Source organism: Thermoplasmata archaeon, assembly GCA_038851035.1.
Classification (GTDB): domain Archaea; phylum Thermoplasmatota; class DTKX01; order VGTL01; family VGTL01; genus JAWCLH01.
In genome coordinates, this window is record JAWCLH010000006.1 from 48,575 (window position 1) to 64,848 (window position 16,274).

Consider the following 16,274-nt stretch of genomic DNA (forward strand, 5'->3'; position numbering starts at 1 on the left):
AAACCTTTATGACCGGCACCCCAATATTCTGGCCTCCAAGAGGTGCCCAGGCGCTCAGAGGTCCATCTCAAGGTCCTCTGTCTCTATTTCCTCAGCTCTAGCCCCCGCCGGCCCCAAGGGCTTCACCATCTTCACCACCTCATGTTCCAGCTCCTCCTCCCAAGGCTCCTCCTCCGACACCTCCTCCATCGGGAGCTCGTAACTTAGGTCAGGCTCTTCCTCCACCGCCCCCTCCTCGGATATCTCCTCGAGCTTGATGCCCAGAATGATGGGCTCCTCCTCCACAGCGTCCTCCTCGATGGGTGGCTCTACGTAAGACTCGATGTCCTCCTCTAGAGGGGGCTCCTCCTCGAAGTCCTCTATATCTATAACTAGATTGTCCTCCACCGCGTCCTCCGGCACTGGCTCCTTTCCTATGTGCTCCAGAATTTCCTCGTCGGACTCCGCGAGCATCAGCGTTTTGCGGAGAGCGGTCATCTCCTCCGCGGTGTGTGTCCTCGGATAGCCACGCTTCTTCCGCCGGGGCTTCTCCTGCGGGCAATAGAAAGGCCTGAGGAGACTCTGCTCATGCTGCTGGAGGAGTTCCCACTCTTCCCTCGTTATTATAGGGAAATCTATTTTCCGCATTTCCCTGGGGCCCAAGAGCTCAATTTCCCGGCACTCTTCTGTAGAAACATACTCCTTCGGCAGAACCGGGCGGACGCTGAGCTTGCGTATTGAGTAGTTCCGGTTGTTCGTGACCTCGAGAAAGTACGTGGCCCGTCCCCCGCTGCACTTCAGAACCGTTCTCACGGTCACGTCCTTCCCCGCCAGCGCGCGCCCCTCGACGCCTAGATGCCAGGCCTCTTCAAGCGGCCTGAGGACGAAGACGGCGCTCTGGGAGCCACCGGGCTCGATGGGCGGTAGGGTCCTTGATTCTTCATCTAGAGAGAACATCCTAGGGGGCACGGAGGGGGAGACCCTGAGCCTTCCGAGGGGCTCGCCAGAGTTGTTCTCTACCCTGACAGTGTAGGTTATGATGGTTCCGTCAGAGGAAATAGTAGTCTCGATGGTGACGTCTTTGAGGAGGAGGGGAAGTGGGGGTAGGCCTATGCCTATGGCCTCCATCACATCGGTCCCGGTGCCCTCCCCCGCCATTGGAGTCCTCCTTCTCTCTGCCAGAATCCGGCTTAGTATGCACTAATGTTATAATTAACCTTTTCATTCATTTTTCGTCCCGCGCCCTCTGGACCCTCGTACTCCCGCCCCCTCCGCGCGGCGATAGCCTTCTATCGCGCGCCCTCACAAACTGCGCGCCGCGGCACAGAGCACCCTTAGCTTCCTCCTCGCCGCTTCGAGCGGGAGCCCCTTCAGGCCACAATCTGGGTGCGCTACCATGTTCTCTTCTCCCACGAGAGACGCGCCTCTCCGCAGGAGCCCCAGAACCTCCTCCTCGCTCTCGACCCGCTCCGAGGCGGTGTCAATGCAGCCGAACCCGAGCAGCTTTCCGGAACCCTCCAACTTCTCTCTCGAAATTACCTCAAGATTCTGGGGCGCTCCGGCGAACTCGAGCGACAGAACCCTGACGCCTTTCAGGCCGAGCATCCAGTCCAGCGCTCTCCTCACGTCACCGCATGCGTGAAGGGCGACCTCTCCCCTGAAGCCCAGCGCAATGTTCTCCACCGCCTCCCGTGCGAGTACGACGGGGACCCCTATCGAGAAATATGGCTCGTCGAGTTGGAGGTGCTTGGCCCCGGCCCTTTCCAGCTCCCGCGCTATCTCGAGAAGCGCCCCGGAGAGGTCCATATAAAGCCGACGGTCCCTGTAGCCGCTGTAAACCTTGGTGTCGAGAACGGAGGAGAACGCGAGCGTCACGGGGCCGGTCAGAATCGCCTTCACCCCGGCCCTTCCCCGAGCCGTCGCTGTAGCGAGCCTGAAGTCCCCAACGAGCATCGAAGCGTCCCGGGGTGAGATTCTGCCTGAGATGAACATCCTCCTCCCCACGCCACCAGCCACCATCGAGCCCCAACCACTCATGCGGTCTGCTCCGCACGCGACCTCCCCGGTCACCGCGCTATCCATGTGACGCGCCCCATGCCCCCCACTCTGAACAGTTCTCTCTGCCCTGAGCTCCATTCCCTCAATCATTCCCGCGTATATCGAGATGATGTCTCCCCGCGTCTGCCCGTCCGAGACAAGCTCCACACCGGCGGCGATCTGTTCCTCAACTGCCCTGACAACCGCGTCTGGCCCCAACTCCTCGTAGCTCAGGGGGTAGCTGCCGATAACTGTGGTCCTCATCGAGCACCCCGCAACCAGCTATTCCTCCTCTCTGGTCGCTGCAGGCCTCGTCTCCACAGGCTCGGCCGAGCGCTCCCCTGGCTTCGCCCCTCCACCACCACTCCCTCCCTCCTGGATGGATTCCCCGGCATCCCGGGCGACGGCTCCTCCCTCTCCCCCTTTCGCCATTCCAGACCCCCGCTCCATCACCACCTTCCCATTGTAGCTCACCCTGACCACCCTATGGTAGGGTATGGCCACCCGGCCTGGCCCTGGCGCGCCATTGGCGGGAGAGGCGCCGGGGCGCCTCACAACCATCATCCAGGACTCAAGAGAGATGATGTCTCCGCCGCTGATAGAGGCAATATTCCCGGGCGCGCCGCGGTGGACATATTCCACGGTCACCTTCGAAAAGTCGGTGTTAGGTCTCCACTTGAGCTCGTTAAGGACGCTTCGAACAGTCTTCATATTGGATCCTATCGGTTGAATCAGTTGATGGGAAATAACTGTTGCTGTCTCCGAGTGGAGTTTATCGCGCTATTCTCTCACAATATATTTTAATAAATTAGAGAATGATTCCATTCTTTTTAAATATCTCATATTATACTATCTCCCATCATGAAATTCATATGGGGGCGAATTCTAGGGCTCCTCATCTCCACGGCGACGACCCTCCTGATTCCACTCCAGGGTAGTCTTTCCCAGAAAGACAATCTGGGTCTGGAAAGCCTCCGCAGGGACCCCTTCGAAAGAGTTCCTACCTTCAAAGTGGTCACCTGGGACTGGACCGATGTCGAGCCCAGCGAGACCACGGCACTGGAGTGGAATGGAAAGCTGCACATTGTCTGGCAGGGAAAGAACCCCCATCCCGAGGGAGGCATGCGCGGGGCGATATACTACCGGACCTTCGACGACTCCAGCCCCCGCCAGAACGCCTCTTGGGGACCGATAGTCAACCTCACCCCCGTCGAGCACTCCAACGACAGATTCGGCCACGCCAATGATTTCCCCAACATCACGTTGCACAATGGAAAAATCTATGTGGTATGGGAATCGGAGGATGACAGCCAGAAGCCTCCGCCAAGAAACTCGACGCTGCACGATATTCTTATGAAGTCCTTTGACGGCACGAGATGGAGCGATGTGATTATTGTGAATGAGCCTCCCCCGGAAGGCGAGGAGTGGAGGTGCTATCACCCCAGAGCGATTTCGTACGGCGGGAAGCTCTATGTGGGCTACTCGAGAATGAGAGGGGCGTTCGCCGAGCTCGTGGTCAGGACCTATGACGGCTCCTTAGGGAATGAGGTAGTGGTATCCCCGCCCTCGGCTACGGCGATGTGCGACTGGCCATTCTTCGTGAGCTACGGCGGCTCCCTGTACCTGGTCTGGGAGTCGAACGATGCCGCCTCCGCCCGGACGTCCATATACCTTTCCATCAACTCCGGCTCTGGCTGGAGTCCCCCGCTCGAGGTCGGCGCCGTGCCGGTCGCCGGGTTCAAGGACTCCTTTCCGAGGCTCGCGGTGTTCGACAACCCAGTCACTGGAGTCGACGAGCTGTGGGGAGCATGGAGGACTGTGGACGGAGAGGGCGCGATATACAGGGCCCCGGGGGATCAGGACATCGTGATGCGGAGAATTGACGGACCATCAATCGGGCCCTACATTCAAGTCAGCCCACCCTCAGACACCGGCGATGACAACCGGCCCAATCTAGTCGCCTTCGGGGGAAAGCTCTGGGTGGTCTGGCAGAGCGCGGATGAGGCCACTTCTGACGGAATGGACTGGGACGTGGTCATGAGGAGCTATGACGGGAAAGGTCTCTCTTCTATTATCCCAATCTCCCGCTCCGGTGACAGGTGCGAGAGCGTGGTCATACACGTTGAGCCCCACAATTTGGGCGACGACGAGTTCCCGAGCGTGGCGGTCTATCGCGGGAGACTCTTTGTTCTCTATGAGACTTACGACAACGTTACCGGCATCCCCGACTCCAGCGATGGGCTGAACACCAGGGCGATTGTCATGAGGCTCGCCGTGGATGCCGACAGCGACGGCGATGGATGGCAGGATAGTAGCGATGCTTTCCCCCACGACCCTCTTGAGTGGAGGGACACGGACGGCGACGGTGTCGGCGACAATAGCGACTTCAGGCCACTCGACCCGACCGTTCAGAGGGCGTCTCAGGTTCCCATCCCCGCCCCCGAGGACCGTTCTGGCCTTGTTGTTGCAGTGCTCTTGGTCCTTGTATTAGTGGGGCTCGCGCTACTAGTGGCGGGCACCCTCCCCTGCCGTGAATCCCAGGAGGAGGAGTGATGGAGAGAGACGCGCTGGGTCCGGGGGGCATCAATTTATTACTCTCCAGCCCATTATACTTTGTAAGGGGGCGAGGGGAATGGTCCTGAAAGGGCATGGGAAAGCGCTCTGCCTCATGGCCGCGCTGCTCGCGAGCTGCGCGCTCCCGGCGCCTGCGCTCCGGAGCCCGGGAAACATAGATCTGGCCGTTTCTCCACAGAACATCAGCCTTGACCCCGGCCATCCGGGGGAGCTGAGGACCAACGACAACATAACGGTAAGGGTCACGGTTAGCAATCTCGGGAACGAACCCGCCTACAATGTCTCTTTGCAAATCCTCTGGAACACCAGCGATGAGGCCCCGAAGCTCGTCGGCATACACGACTTCAACGAAAGTGCAACGGTGATAGGGGCGGGGTCGAGCGCGGAGGCCATCGTTCACTGGAACACCTCGGGCCTCGGGCTGGAGCCAGGAGTGAACTATACCATCTGGGTGACGGTCTACAACGACACGCATCCCGAGAGCCAGTGGGACTCCAACCCAAGTAACAACCGCGCCAGCCTGAACATCACATTCCTTCCAGACGTAATTCCTGTGGTGGAGGAGCTGCGCGCCGACAGGAGCCTCGCCATTGTCGGGGACACAGTCCTCCTGACCGTGGTTCTAAACAACACCGGAATCAGACCCGCGGTTGGAGAGCCGGTCGAGTTGTTTCTCGATAACGAGGAAAGGCCCTTCCAGACCAACTACACCACCATCCCTCCCACCACCCCCACCAATTTGAAGTACTATTGGAACACCAGCGGCATTGTCGACGGCCCGCACACCGTCACTGCAAAGGTACGCCAGAGCTCCCGCTCCGTGCAGCTCCAGTTTAAATACCGGACCAATCCCTTCATCGCCTCCATATCCCCATCAGTGAACCATGCCACGATTGGTGAGTCAGTAACAATCAACGTCACGCTCGATAACAACGGCAGCGAAGCAGCGCAAAACGTCAGGGTGGACTTTTATCTCGACGCTGGTGGAGTGCCGATTGGAAACCGGACAGTAGCGGAAGTTCCGGTGGGGGTCACGACCAACACATCCTTCGACTGGGACACCCACCACGCCCTCCCCGGCAACCACACCATCAGGGCGAGGGTAGAACTCACCGGGAGCGAGTGCAGAACAGGGAACATCACCCTCGTAGCCCCCACCTTGCCCGACCTCACAATTGAGAACGTTAGCCTCAGCGACTACAGCCCTTTAATCGGTCAGGTTGTCCGTGTGAATATAAACGTGTGCAATATCGGCGAGGGGGCAATGGAGGACAACACAAGCCTGAAGGTCTGGCTGGACGCGCAAATCGACCCGATATTTGAGACCAATGTTACACCCCTCGGACCGGGTCAGAGTCTTCTCACCAGCTTCGACTGGGACACGGCGGGCCTCAGCCCATTCAGGCACACGCTTTTCGTCTATGTCAATCCCGAGGCTGAGCTGGAGGAGAGCAATGCCACCAATAATGACTTCAAGATGTATGTGAACCTCAGGGGCGCGGTGGACCTTGCTATTGAGTCGCTTGCCCTCTCCATTACAGCAAACCAGAGCAACATTACGGGGGAGATTACTTCGGGCGATAGGGTCTGGGTCTGGATAACGGTTTTAAACCGGGGGAGTCTTAGCAGTCTATCCAACACAACCCTCGAGCTTTTCCTAGATGATGCTCCAGTACCCATCTTCACCCGAAGCCTCAACCCCATCTCGGCGGGGGGTAGGAGCACTCAATACTTCATTTGGGACACCTCCTTCTTCAACGACACCGCCGACACCAACCACACACTGAAGGCTGTGGTGGACGCGGGGAACAGGAACGCCGATGCCAACCCGGCAAACAACCGTATTTCCATCAATTTCATCGTCCATCCTTTCGTGCCGGAGGCTGACCTCGAGATTGTGGAGCTGAATCTCTCAAAACGCAGGGTGTATTACGAAGAAATCGTGTTCATCTCCGTTCACATCGCCAACCGCGGTGGTAAAGCCGCCAGCAACATCACCCTCCGGTTTATGTTCAGAAAGGGGACTTCGCCCCAGCCGCTAGCCGACCAGAAAATCGCGTCCCTCCTCCCTGGAGAGCACATCAATCGTTCCCAGAGCTGGCAGGTCTTGGTCGCCCCGGGGAACTATACAATCGAGGTGCAGCTCGACCCCACGAACTCCGTGGTGGAGCAAACCAAGGAGAACAATGCGGCCAGTGCGGAGCTGGAGGTTCTGGCCGCGCAAGTCAGAGAGCCCCGCCTGGAAATCGCTGGATTTGTGGTCCAGTCCACAAGGCCCTCGGCCGGCGAGAAGGTACGGGTGAATGTGACGCTCATGAACAACGGCACAGCTACGGCCACGTACATTGTCATAACCATTCTTGTGAACGGAGAGCCCGGGCCATCATACTCCGTGGCCCAGCTCGGGCCCGGGGAGAGCACCACTGTTTCCCTCTTCTGGACTGCAAAGCGCGGCCCCCACACCCTCCGTGCCACCGCCACGGCGAGGGAGCTGGGGACGGTGATGGGCCCGACAGTGTCTGTCACCGTTGGGGCGGAGGAGGAGGGCATGGCGCCGCTGGATCTCATGATTATTGCTGTCATCATCGTCCTCATAGTCGTGGCCGCGGTCCTGATGCTCCGCGGCACGCGCGGGACGAGCCTGGAGGAAAGCGAGGAGGAATAAAGGGGAAACCAAAGGAGGTGTGATGATGAGACGAGATGTCTTTGGTCTAGTACTTGTGATGTTTATCGCATCCTGGAGCGCTCCATCACTCTTCATAGTGGCGGAGCCCCGGGGCCCCGTTGCGAATACAGACTCCGAGCCCAACGGCGACTTTGGCAACGCCACCCTAGTCGTCCCGGGCGCCGGCAACACAATCACGATATACGGCAACCACTCGATGAGCGACAGCGACGACTATTATAAAATAAGGCTGAACCGCACCGGCGGAAATGTAGAGAAGCTCGTCGTGGAGTCCGAGACGTCGGAGGGGGCTCCGAGGCTCTTCGTTTATGACCCGACGGGAAAGAGAGTGCTGCTCGACGGGGACGCCGCCATTGACACCAGGCACAGGGTCACCACCTACGGTCATGTGACCGGAGACTACTATATTCGGTACGAAGTGCAGACGATGACTACTGCCAGCTACCAGCTCACCTTTACGAAAACAACCGAGGCCCTAGCCGACGATGGTGACAACTCCCCCTCCGCCGCACCAGTTATCAGCGCCTTCCCTGCCCATGTCAGCAATAGCGTAAACGATCCGACCGACCAGGGGGACTGGTATGCTCTGGACCTCCAGTCGGACGACATAAAGGCGGATGTGGTCACCTTCATGTGCAGACCTGCCCAGACTCTTGCTGTCAATGTGGAGGTGTACGACCCGGACCTTGATTTTCTCCAGGAGTTCTTCTACGAGCCCTCGGGCCCTGGGGACATAAACAAGGGCGATACGAGGCAGGGCTCATTCGGTGCGAGCTCTGGGGGGAGGTGGTACCTGAGGGTCTTTGCGGCCGAGGGGGGCGGGAGCTACGAGCTCGACATCTTCAAAACAACTGTTCTGAAGGACAGCTATAACTCGGCGGAGACCGCCTTCGGCCTCCCCGAGGCCGTCGACGGCCACTTCATCGAGTTCGCTGACACCCTCGGAAAGGACGTGGACATCGAGGATTACTTCTCCTTCCCCGTATCCGAGGGACAGATAATCCACGCCACTCTGGTCTCTCTGAATTATTCTAAATCCCTTGACCGCCCGCACATAATGATGGAGCTCCGGGACAGCACGAACACCTCCTACGGGACTTCTGGGGGAGCAGCCCGGAACACAACAACAGCAGATGGCGTGTCGGCGGAGAATGCGATAGCGAGCTTCCTGCGCGTTTCAATGAACAACTACTGGGGCGGGGCGGGTGAGTACAGATTCAACATCACCCTTAACAATCCGCCCCGAATTCGCGAGAACACATGGGAATATGAATTTAAAATCAACGAGAGCTCATACGGCATCCTGGACCTAAGCGAGATATTCTATGACCCCGATGGCGACTTGCTAAAGTTCAGCGCGGAGAACACCGTCCCCTCTGGCAAAACAATTGTTGAAATAGAGGGAAACCGAGCCAACTTCAGCACCGTGCATCCGGGCTGGACGGGCATGGAGAACTACACCGTCACAGCAAGGGACCCGTTCGGAGCGATCGCCACAGCGAACGTCCACGTGATTGTGGGGGTAGTTAACCATCCCCCCTACCTTCAGGGACCCACGATGGCGGAGGTGCGCATGTATCCCGAGCAGATTCTCGTGGACGCCCTAGACCTGAAAGACTATTTCGCAGACGACGACATTTACAACCCCGCAATCAACGATTACCTGACGTATCACGTCAGGGACAATGGATCCGTGCGGGTGACCTTCCAGCTGATTCCAGGAACACTTAGGCACTCGGGAGGTCTAACCCTGCAGGCCCCCAGCCTGCCGGGGCTTGAGGAGCCGATTGTGATAGAAGCAAAGTTCTGGGCGACGGACAGCTACAACCTAAGCAGCCCCGAGCTCCTCTGTGAGATCATCATCCAGCCCCAGCCCAACAAGCCCCCTCGCTGGAGCACCAATTTCACAGAAATAGTGATGGACGAGAACCAGCCCGGCAGACCCTCAGAGGCGACCGTGAACCTCTACGATTACTGCACCGACACGGACCCCTGGGACAAAGGGGCATTGACTTTTTCAGCATCGGGCTATAACCTGAGCGCCTTCGCTGTGACCATCACGGGAAGCGTTGTGAAAATAGTGCCCAAGGAGGGTCTGTGGACGACCTATCCGCACGAGAAAATCACCTTCACCGCTACCGACACAAAAATGGAGAGCAGCGAGCAGACAGTGACTCTCATAGTGAACCACATCTACACACCGCCCGAGTTCACTTCCGTGCTACCCGCTGCAAAGAGTGTGTCCGTCGACGAGGGGAGCTCCATCTCGTTCGGAGTGGCGGTGAGCTACGATGCCAAGATTGCGGCCGAGAGCCCGCACTTACTGAGGTACCGGTGGTACCTCGATGGGGCAATTCTAGCAGCGACCTCCGACACCTACACCTTCAGACCCGACTATACCGCTTCGGAGCGTTCCCCGTACAACATCACCGCCACCTTCAACGACTCAATTACTGAGATTCGGCACTCCTGGAGGGTGACGGTCAACAATGTCAATAGGCCTCCGGAGGGTGTGGCGATTATATCACCCGTTAATGGAACCAACTTCACTAGCGGAAAGCGCGTCGAGTTCAGGGCCGCCGTGGCAACCGACCCCGACGACCCCAACGCCACTCTCGAGTACGAGTGGAGGGACTCGGGTGTAAAAATCGGAAGCGGCCTGAGTTTCACAACAAATAAACTTTCCGTTGGCCTCCACACAATTGTGCTCACGGTCACCGACCCGGAAGGCGGAAGCGCGGAGGCCTCCGTGACGATAAGAATCAAACCCGCGCCACCTCCCCCTACGCCCGGACCCGGCATGGCTACCCTGGGCCTCGCCATTGTTCTCGCAATTGTGGTCTCTGCGCTGTGGGTGAGGAGGAGGTAGACCTGAGGGTGGGCGATCCCCCAACGGCCCGCCAACTCTCTATTTCAACGCGGAGAGCCTCAGGGGCCCTGACGACACCAGACTCCTCCGACCACAGGGGGGTGCGCGGCTGGCGCCCGCGCATGTGACGTGACAATTGGCAGTGCAGCCCGGCACGGGCCTGAAGACTCCGTCCGAGCCCTTCACAGTGAATGGAAGACAGATGCCCTCGCAGTGGGGCAGATAAGGGCTGTCGGTCTCTGACGCCATAGTCTCCTGACAGGTGGCGTAGCTCATACCGAAGTCTTCGGCCAAGGCCCTGGCGATTCTGTGGAAATCTAGCCTCGCCTCCCTGCGAAGGAGATAGCCCTCGCTCGTGCCCTCACGGCTGAATACATAGTCCCTCTCCATTTCCTCCGCAAGGCGGGGCGAGAGAGTTGCCACGATTCTTTTCAGCCTTTGGAACATGGATGGCGACGGTCGACTTTTCGAGAAGCGCCCCGTCGATGACACGACGTGGACCGCCCCGGCGCTCTGGAAGTCCCGCATGAGCTCCTCGAGCCTCTCCCTCCAGCCCTCGTGGTAGAGGGCTTTCCATAGATGAATCAGAACTGGGTCGAGGCGCACGATGCACTTTACGCCATTCAAGCTCATAGACCGCAGTGCCTCAAGACGTGCTTCGTACGGCGGGGCGCCGGGAGAGAGGAGGCGGAGGACTTCTGGCGGACCCTCGATTGTTATCGCGATAAACTTCCGTGGAAATTCTGCAAAGCCATCTATGTCAAGGAGAAATGAGGGGTCGGCCTTCGTGGTTATGGAGAAGGATGGCCCCTTGCGAACCAGCAGCTCGACCAGCCTGCGGGTCTCGCGCCGGAGCTCGGGCACCGCCTGGCATGGGTCGGTGGTGTTTGATATCGAGAAGGGTGGGCAGAGGCGAATTCTCCTCAGGTCCATCTCGACGAGCTCGGGAAGGTTGGAGTAAATCTGCATGACTCTCTTCGGGGGTCGTGAGTAGATAGCGTATCTTGCGTAGCAGTAGACACAGTCGTGGATGCAGTGGTCCTTGCCGGGGGGTGTCAGGTTCACAATCCATGCGTGGAAGCACTTCCGCCGGGGCCCGGCGTATGGCCAGTCGTGGAAAGTCGAGCCCCTCTTCGGCACTAGCTGCAACGCGCGTGGTTCACCCAGCACCAACTGTTCACCGGCAAGTCAATGCAGCCAAAGTATATTTAATCCACCCTCCTCTCCCCCTCGGGGAGATCCATGAGGACACCGGAACAGTATATGGAGAGCCTACGCAGGATGCGGCCCAACGTGTACAAGTTTGGCGAGCTGATCGAGGACGTGACTACCCACCCAGCAACGCGGCGGTGCGTCGCGGGTCATGCCAGGCTCTATGCCGCGGCGCTTGAGGACGGAACGAGGGAGCTTCTCACCACGAGTTCGGGCCTCACAGGCGAACCCGTGTCCCGCTACCTCTCCTTGATACAGAGCCAGGAGGACATGCTCGCCAACCTTCGGTTGAAGAGGCTCGCCTTCAACCTCACCGGCACATGTACAGGAGGCCGCTGCGTGGGGTGGACCGCAATAAACGCAATGTGGGCGACTACATTCGATATGGACAGGGCCTTGGGAACGGACTATCACGGGAGACTCAGGGAGTGGCTAGTCGATAAGCAGCGGGAGGACATAACGCTCTGCGGAGCCCTGACCGACCCCAAGGGTGACCGCAGCCTAGGGCCATGCGAGCAGCCCGACCCCGATTTGAACTTACACGCGGTGGCGGTCAGGGACGACGGCATCGTCGTCCGAGGGGCCAAGGTGATGATCGCGGGGGCAGCGGCCGCAAACGAGATATTCGTCCTACCGGGGAGCAGGTACAACGAAAGGGAAAAGGACTATGCGATCTCCTTCGCAATTCCTAGGGACGCCGAGGGAATAATCGTCGTCGAGGCGCGAAGACCGTCCGACACGCGCGAGAATGAGGAGGGTTTTGATATACCGGTAAGAAAGGGTGGTATCTCCCAGGGCTACATATTCTTCGAGGACGTTTTCGTTCCCAAAAAAAGAGTGTTCATGTGCGGCGAGGCGAACTTCACACAGGCGGCGGTGCTCAACTTCATCACGCCCTATCGTTCCGCGATTGGAGGATGCGTTGCGGGACAGGGGGACGTGATGATTGGTGCGGCCTCGCTCATTGCGAGGGCGAACGGGCTCCCGGACAGGGTCTTCATGGACAAATTCGTCAGGATGGCCGTGAACAACGAGACGACATTTGCGGTTGGCGTCGCAGCGGCCTGCCTAGGCTCACTCCATCCGTCCGGAATCTGGATGCCTGACGGACTGACAGCAAACGTTTGTAAGGTTCAAGTGGCGACCTTGCCTTATGAAACGAAGCGTCTCGCTCAAGAAATCGCCGGGGGTATCGGAGAGACCGGGTGTATGCCCTCCTGGAGGGACTTCCAGGACGCGAGGCTTGGAGCGCTGCTCAAGAAATACTTACGTGCGAGGAGCAGTGCGGAGACGAGAATGAAGGTGGCGAGGCTCATTGAGTGGCTGACCATAGGAGCAGGAGTTCCCGGCTGCCTACATGGCGGTGGGTCCCCGGATGCGGCTAGATTGATGGTCTGGAGGGGGCTGGACAGGGAGCGATTGATTCGAATCGCGGGCGGTCTGGCGGGAATAGAGGAGGCTTTGGAGGAGCCATCCGCAAGGAAATAGAAGCGAATTTCTGCCGCAAAAACTCTATATATAGATATAGTATTTTAGCAACCGGGCTGAGAGGGGTATTGTATATGAGATACGGGGTGCTCCGCGGGGTGCAGCTGGTTCTGATATTCATTGGGATAGCATTCATTATTGCAGGACTCCTCCAGAGCGAGAGGTATGTTCTTAAGAAGGACAAGGAGGTCCCCGGAACTGGCGTAATAGTGACGGAGCAAGTTCCCCCAGGCTCGATAATGATTGTCAAATCAGACTCAACCAGGGCCATGGACACGCGCGTCGTTAAAAACGACAACCGGGAAATGGTATTCGTGGGCAATGACACCTATTTTGACAGCCATCTCGCAGCGGGCGGGCCGCCGCCCAGCGGAAACGGCGTGGGAAAGTATGTCGAGCTCTGGGTCTGGGCATATACAGAGACCAGCTATACGATATCCATCAAAGCGCCCACCGAGAGCGCGATAGACTATACCGAGGCGGATGTGAGCTACACCGTGGAAGTGTGGATATGGACCCCACATTACTATTTGATTCTGATGGGTATTGTCCTTATCTCTTCGACCTTTGTCGTCTCTTCAGTCATGGGCATCGGGATATTCCGCGCCCCAGCTTACAGGCCGAGACCCCGTGAGGCTCCCGCGCCTGCAGAGGTTCCGCCAGTTCACGCTCCGACCCCTCCCGTCGCTCCGCCCCCCACTCCTGAACCAGCTCCAGCAGTTAGGAGAGCTCCTCCAGCGCCTGCCCCCGCTCCGGTGCCAGTTCCAGAGCCTGCGTTCGGACCGAAGTACGAGGTCAGGGTCGAGGCCCCTCCCCCGGCGCCGGCGAGACGCGGTGAGCCCGCTTGGGAGGTTACCCCGGTCAGAGTCGAGAGGCCACCGGCGCCCGTGGAGGAGCCCCGCAGACCGCTTAAAAAGATTAAATGCTCCGCGTGCGGAGCCATAATTCCTATCTACACAGCCGAGAGGCCGCTGAGAGTCACCTGCCCCCTCTGCGGAAGACAGGGCACGCTGACCAGATAGTGCTTGAGGATTGGTGCTCCGGCCCCGCACGGGGCTGGCCCACAGCATATGGTCCACCCCGACGGTGGTCCTTTCCCGGTGGAGAGGGGCCCGGGCCCCAGCACGCGCCGACCTAGTCGCTCCCCTTTCCTCCTCTCTCGATTCTTTCCAGTCTCTGCAGAATTCTGTCATAGTGGCTCCCCGGCCAGTATATCTGTCCACAGCCCGAGCACCGCCAGAACTCACTCTGGCGCTCGAACACCGCCTCCGGAACCCTCCCCCGGGCCTCCTCTCGGGTCATGTCTTCGAGGAGGGAGTTGCAGAGGGAGCAGCGCGTCAGAGCGCTCTCATCGTCGAGCGGGAGTAGGCCCGAGGCCCTCAGCTGCTCGAGCTGCTCATCCAATCCGACGCTCTTGATGAGAACGCCGAGTTCGCCGGCTCTTGAGGCCAGCTCCTTGTCTCGGGTCAGAAGGAGCCTTCCCTCTGTGCGTGCGAGCCTGAGCAGCTCGCTGTCCTCGAGCAGACCTGGGTAGAGAGTGTCGTGGCCCAACAGCCTGAGCCATCTCGCTAGAGACCCGAGCATGTAGTCACAGACGAACCTCAACTCCTTTGCCAAGGCTCTACCTCCGGATGGGCCCGCGGCCCCTCGGCGGCCGGGAGTCTGTTTCGGATACAGTCTCCCTCCCGACAACGTTACCTTGTGGGGCGGGTTCGTACTCAAGGAGGACCCCGTCCCCTAGTCTCCGGACCTTGAGCAGCTTGAGCCTCGTCGCCTCTTCAAGGGACGCCGCGCCCTCGCCGCCCGCGGGCGTGGGTCCATGCCCACCGAGAACAACGCTGCCGATATATATTATAAAACGGTCGAATAGCCGACCGGCCACGAAGGAGCCTATGACCTCCTCCCCGCCCTCCACGAGAAGTCTCCTGACCCCCCTCCGGGCCAGCTCATCGAGAAGAGGAGGGAGAGGGACCCGAGGCCCCGGCCCGAGCCTGAGCTGCTCCACTCCTCCACCCCAATCCCGCCTTTCCGCCGCCTCCGTAGTCACAATGAGCGTTCTCGCCCCGGCTGAGACCACCTTCGCGCTAGGAGGGGTCCTGCCCCTAGAGTCCAGCACTATGCGTAGCGGAAGCTCTTGGCGCTTCAGGTACTTCTCCTTGACCAGCAGGCCTGGGTCATCTTGGAGGACCGTTCCGATACCGACTAGAATTGCATCGCAGGAGCTCCTGAGGCGCTGGACACGCTCAATGTCCTCGTCGCATGATATTCTAGTCTGTCGACGGGATGGGAGGGCGATTTTCCCGTCCGCCGACATTGCACAGTTGATTATCACATATGGCCTCATCAAGCAGGAATTCACCTCCTGGTATATAGCCGAGGGCGTCACATTTTAAATACCTCCAAACAGTTGAGGCGCGAGGAGGCGGAATAGTGGGCGATGATATAGAGATTCACATGCTCAAGAAGATAGATCTGAAGGGAGCCACGGTGATTGACGGCTTCCCCAGCGCGGGCCTTGTCAGCTCGATTGTGGCGAACTATATTGTCAGGGTCCTCTCGCTCGAGCAGGTCGGCGTCCTCGACTCCGTCTATTTTCCCCCGCTCTCGCTCGTCAGGGGAGCGGAACCACTGGACGCGGTCAGAATCTACGCGGGTCCCCGCGTCGGAACCGACACCAGCCACGACCAGATTGCGGTTGTCATATCGGAGTTCCAGCCCCCACCCAACCTGGTCCGCGCAATCGCGAGCTCCATGCTCGACTGGCTCCAGGAGGAGAGGTGCAAGATGCTTTTCTCACCGGAAGGGCTGGTGATCGAGAGGGAGGGAGAGGATGAGAAGGAGGAGAAGAGAGGTGAGGCGGAGGCGGTGAGGGAGGTCGAGACCTACGGCATCGGTAGCACCCCGAGAGCCCGGAGGCTTCTCGAAGAGAGCGGGGTGAGACTCTTCAAGGAAGGTGTGATAACGGGCATGGCGGGTGTGCTGCTGAATGAGGGTAAGAGGCGTGACTTCGATGTCGTCGCCCTTCTCGCTGAGGCAAACCCGCAGTACCCGGATGCACGGGCCGCGGCCAAAGTTATCGAGACGCTGGACAGGCTCATTCTCCACATTCGGCTCGATTCAAGGCCGCTTTATAAAGAGGCCGAAGTTATTGAATCACAGATAAAGAGCATCCAGCAGCAGACCAAGGTCCCAAAGCAGACCCCTGCCCCCCACATGTACGGATAATGACGCTGCCCGGGGTGGACCGCAACCCATTTGGCGCGCATACATGTCCAGGTGGTGGCTGAACCCATCAGCGGCGGCCTGCCCCGGGGCGAATGGGCTTGTGGAGCCGGGTGAGCCGGATTTCCACAGGAAACAAGGGGGTCTTCGCCCATCTCCCAGTTAAGCATATAAAGCAATCGCGCTAATGAAGGTCCCCTACGGGGA

Annotated in this window: 12 protein-coding genes; 6 read left to right on the forward strand and 6 right to left on the reverse strand. The window is 59.1% G+C overall.

Annotated features, from left to right (window positions below; genetic code table 11):
• Nucleotides 1–54: 54 nt before the first annotated feature.
• The 3 genes from QW379_03205 to QW379_03215 form a co-directional block, all read right to left on the reverse strand.
• A complete protein-coding gene (locus QW379_03205; GenBank protein MEM2869414.1) occupies nucleotides 55–1,137 on the reverse strand; it encodes a hypothetical protein in 1,083 nt (360 codons plus the stop codon).
• A 144-nt stretch (nucleotides 1,138–1,281) separates the two neighbouring features.
• Nucleotides 1,282–2,280 carry a hypothetical protein gene (locus tag QW379_03210; GenBank protein ID MEM2869415.1) on the reverse strand — a complete coding sequence of 333 codons (999 nt, stop codon included), beginning with the start codon at nucleotides 2,278–2,280 and terminating at the stop codon, nucleotides 1,282–1,284.
• Between the two features lie 18 nt (nucleotides 2,281–2,298).
• On the reverse strand, nucleotides 2,299–2,727 hold the full coding sequence (locus QW379_03215; protein ID MEM2869416.1) for a DUF504 domain-containing protein: 429 nt from the start codon (nucleotides 2,725–2,727) through the stop codon (nucleotides 2,299–2,301).
• A gap of 150 nt (nucleotides 2,728–2,877) precedes the next feature.
• Here QW379_03215 and QW379_03220 point away from each other — a divergent pair, with 150 nt between their 5' ends.
• The 3 genes from QW379_03220 (at nucleotide 2,878) to QW379_03230 (ending at nucleotide 10,145) form a co-directional block, all read left to right on the forward strand.
• The gene (locus QW379_03220; GenBank protein MEM2869417.1) at nucleotides 2,878–4,569 is read left to right on the forward strand and encodes a hypothetical protein; all 1,692 of its coding nucleotides are present in this window, start codon (nucleotides 2,878–2,880) and stop codon (nucleotides 4,567–4,569) included.
• A 79-nt stretch (nucleotides 4,570–4,648) separates the two neighbouring features.
• The gene (locus tag QW379_03225) at nucleotides 4,649–7,255 is read left to right on the forward strand and encodes a CARDB domain-containing protein (protein ID MEM2869418.1); all 2,607 of its coding nucleotides are present in this window, start codon (nucleotides 4,649–4,651) and stop codon (nucleotides 7,253–7,255) included.
• A gap of 22 nt (nucleotides 7,256–7,277) precedes the next feature.
• The gene (locus QW379_03230; GenBank protein ID MEM2869419.1) at nucleotides 7,278–10,145 is read left to right on the forward strand and encodes a hypothetical protein; all 2,868 of its coding nucleotides are present in this window, start codon (nucleotides 7,278–7,280) and stop codon (nucleotides 10,143–10,145) included.
• Between the two features lie 39 nt (nucleotides 10,146–10,184).
• Here QW379_03230 and QW379_03235 read toward each other — a convergent pair whose 3' ends face one another.
• Nucleotides 10,185–11,318: a hypothetical protein gene (locus QW379_03235; GenBank protein MEM2869420.1), complete on the reverse strand. Its 1,134-nt coding sequence runs from the start codon at nucleotides 11,316–11,318 to the stop codon at nucleotides 10,185–10,187.
• A gap of 69 nt (nucleotides 11,319–11,387) precedes the next feature.
• On the opposite strand from QW379_03235, the gene QW379_03240 reads away from it, so the two are divergent.
• Both QW379_03240 and QW379_03245 read left to right on the forward strand, forming a co-directional pair.
• On the forward strand, nucleotides 11,388–12,845 hold the full coding sequence (locus QW379_03240) for a 4-hydroxyphenylacetate 3-hydroxylase N-terminal domain-containing protein (protein ID MEM2869421.1): 1,458 nt from the start codon (nucleotides 11,388–11,390) through the stop codon (nucleotides 12,843–12,845).
• 74 nt (nucleotides 12,846–12,919) lie between these two features.
• Complete coding sequence (locus tag QW379_03245) at nucleotides 12,920–13,867, forward strand: hypothetical protein (protein ID MEM2869422.1); 948 nt, start codon at nucleotides 12,920–12,922, stop codon at nucleotides 13,865–13,867.
• Nucleotides 13,868–13,979: 112 nt separating this feature from the next.
• Here QW379_03245 and QW379_03250 read toward each other — a convergent pair whose 3' ends face one another.
• Entirely contained in the window at nucleotides 13,980–14,462 is a 483-nt protein-coding gene (locus QW379_03250; GenBank protein MEM2869423.1) for a Mut7-C RNAse domain-containing protein, read from the reverse strand.
• Between the two features lie 4 nt (nucleotides 14,463–14,466).
• On the reverse strand, nucleotides 14,467–15,189 hold the full coding sequence (locus QW379_03255; protein MEM2869424.1) for a dihydrofolate reductase family protein: 723 nt from the start codon (nucleotides 15,187–15,189) through the stop codon (nucleotides 14,467–14,469).
• Between the two features lie 86 nt (nucleotides 15,190–15,275).
• Here QW379_03255 and QW379_03260 point away from each other — a divergent pair, with 86 nt between their 5' ends.
• Nucleotides 15,276–16,070 (forward strand): PAC2 family protein, encoded by a 795-nt coding sequence (locus QW379_03260; GenBank protein MEM2869425.1) that lies wholly within the window; start codon nucleotides 15,276–15,278, stop codon nucleotides 16,068–16,070.
• The last annotated feature ends 204 nt before the right edge of the window (nucleotides 16,071–16,274 follow it).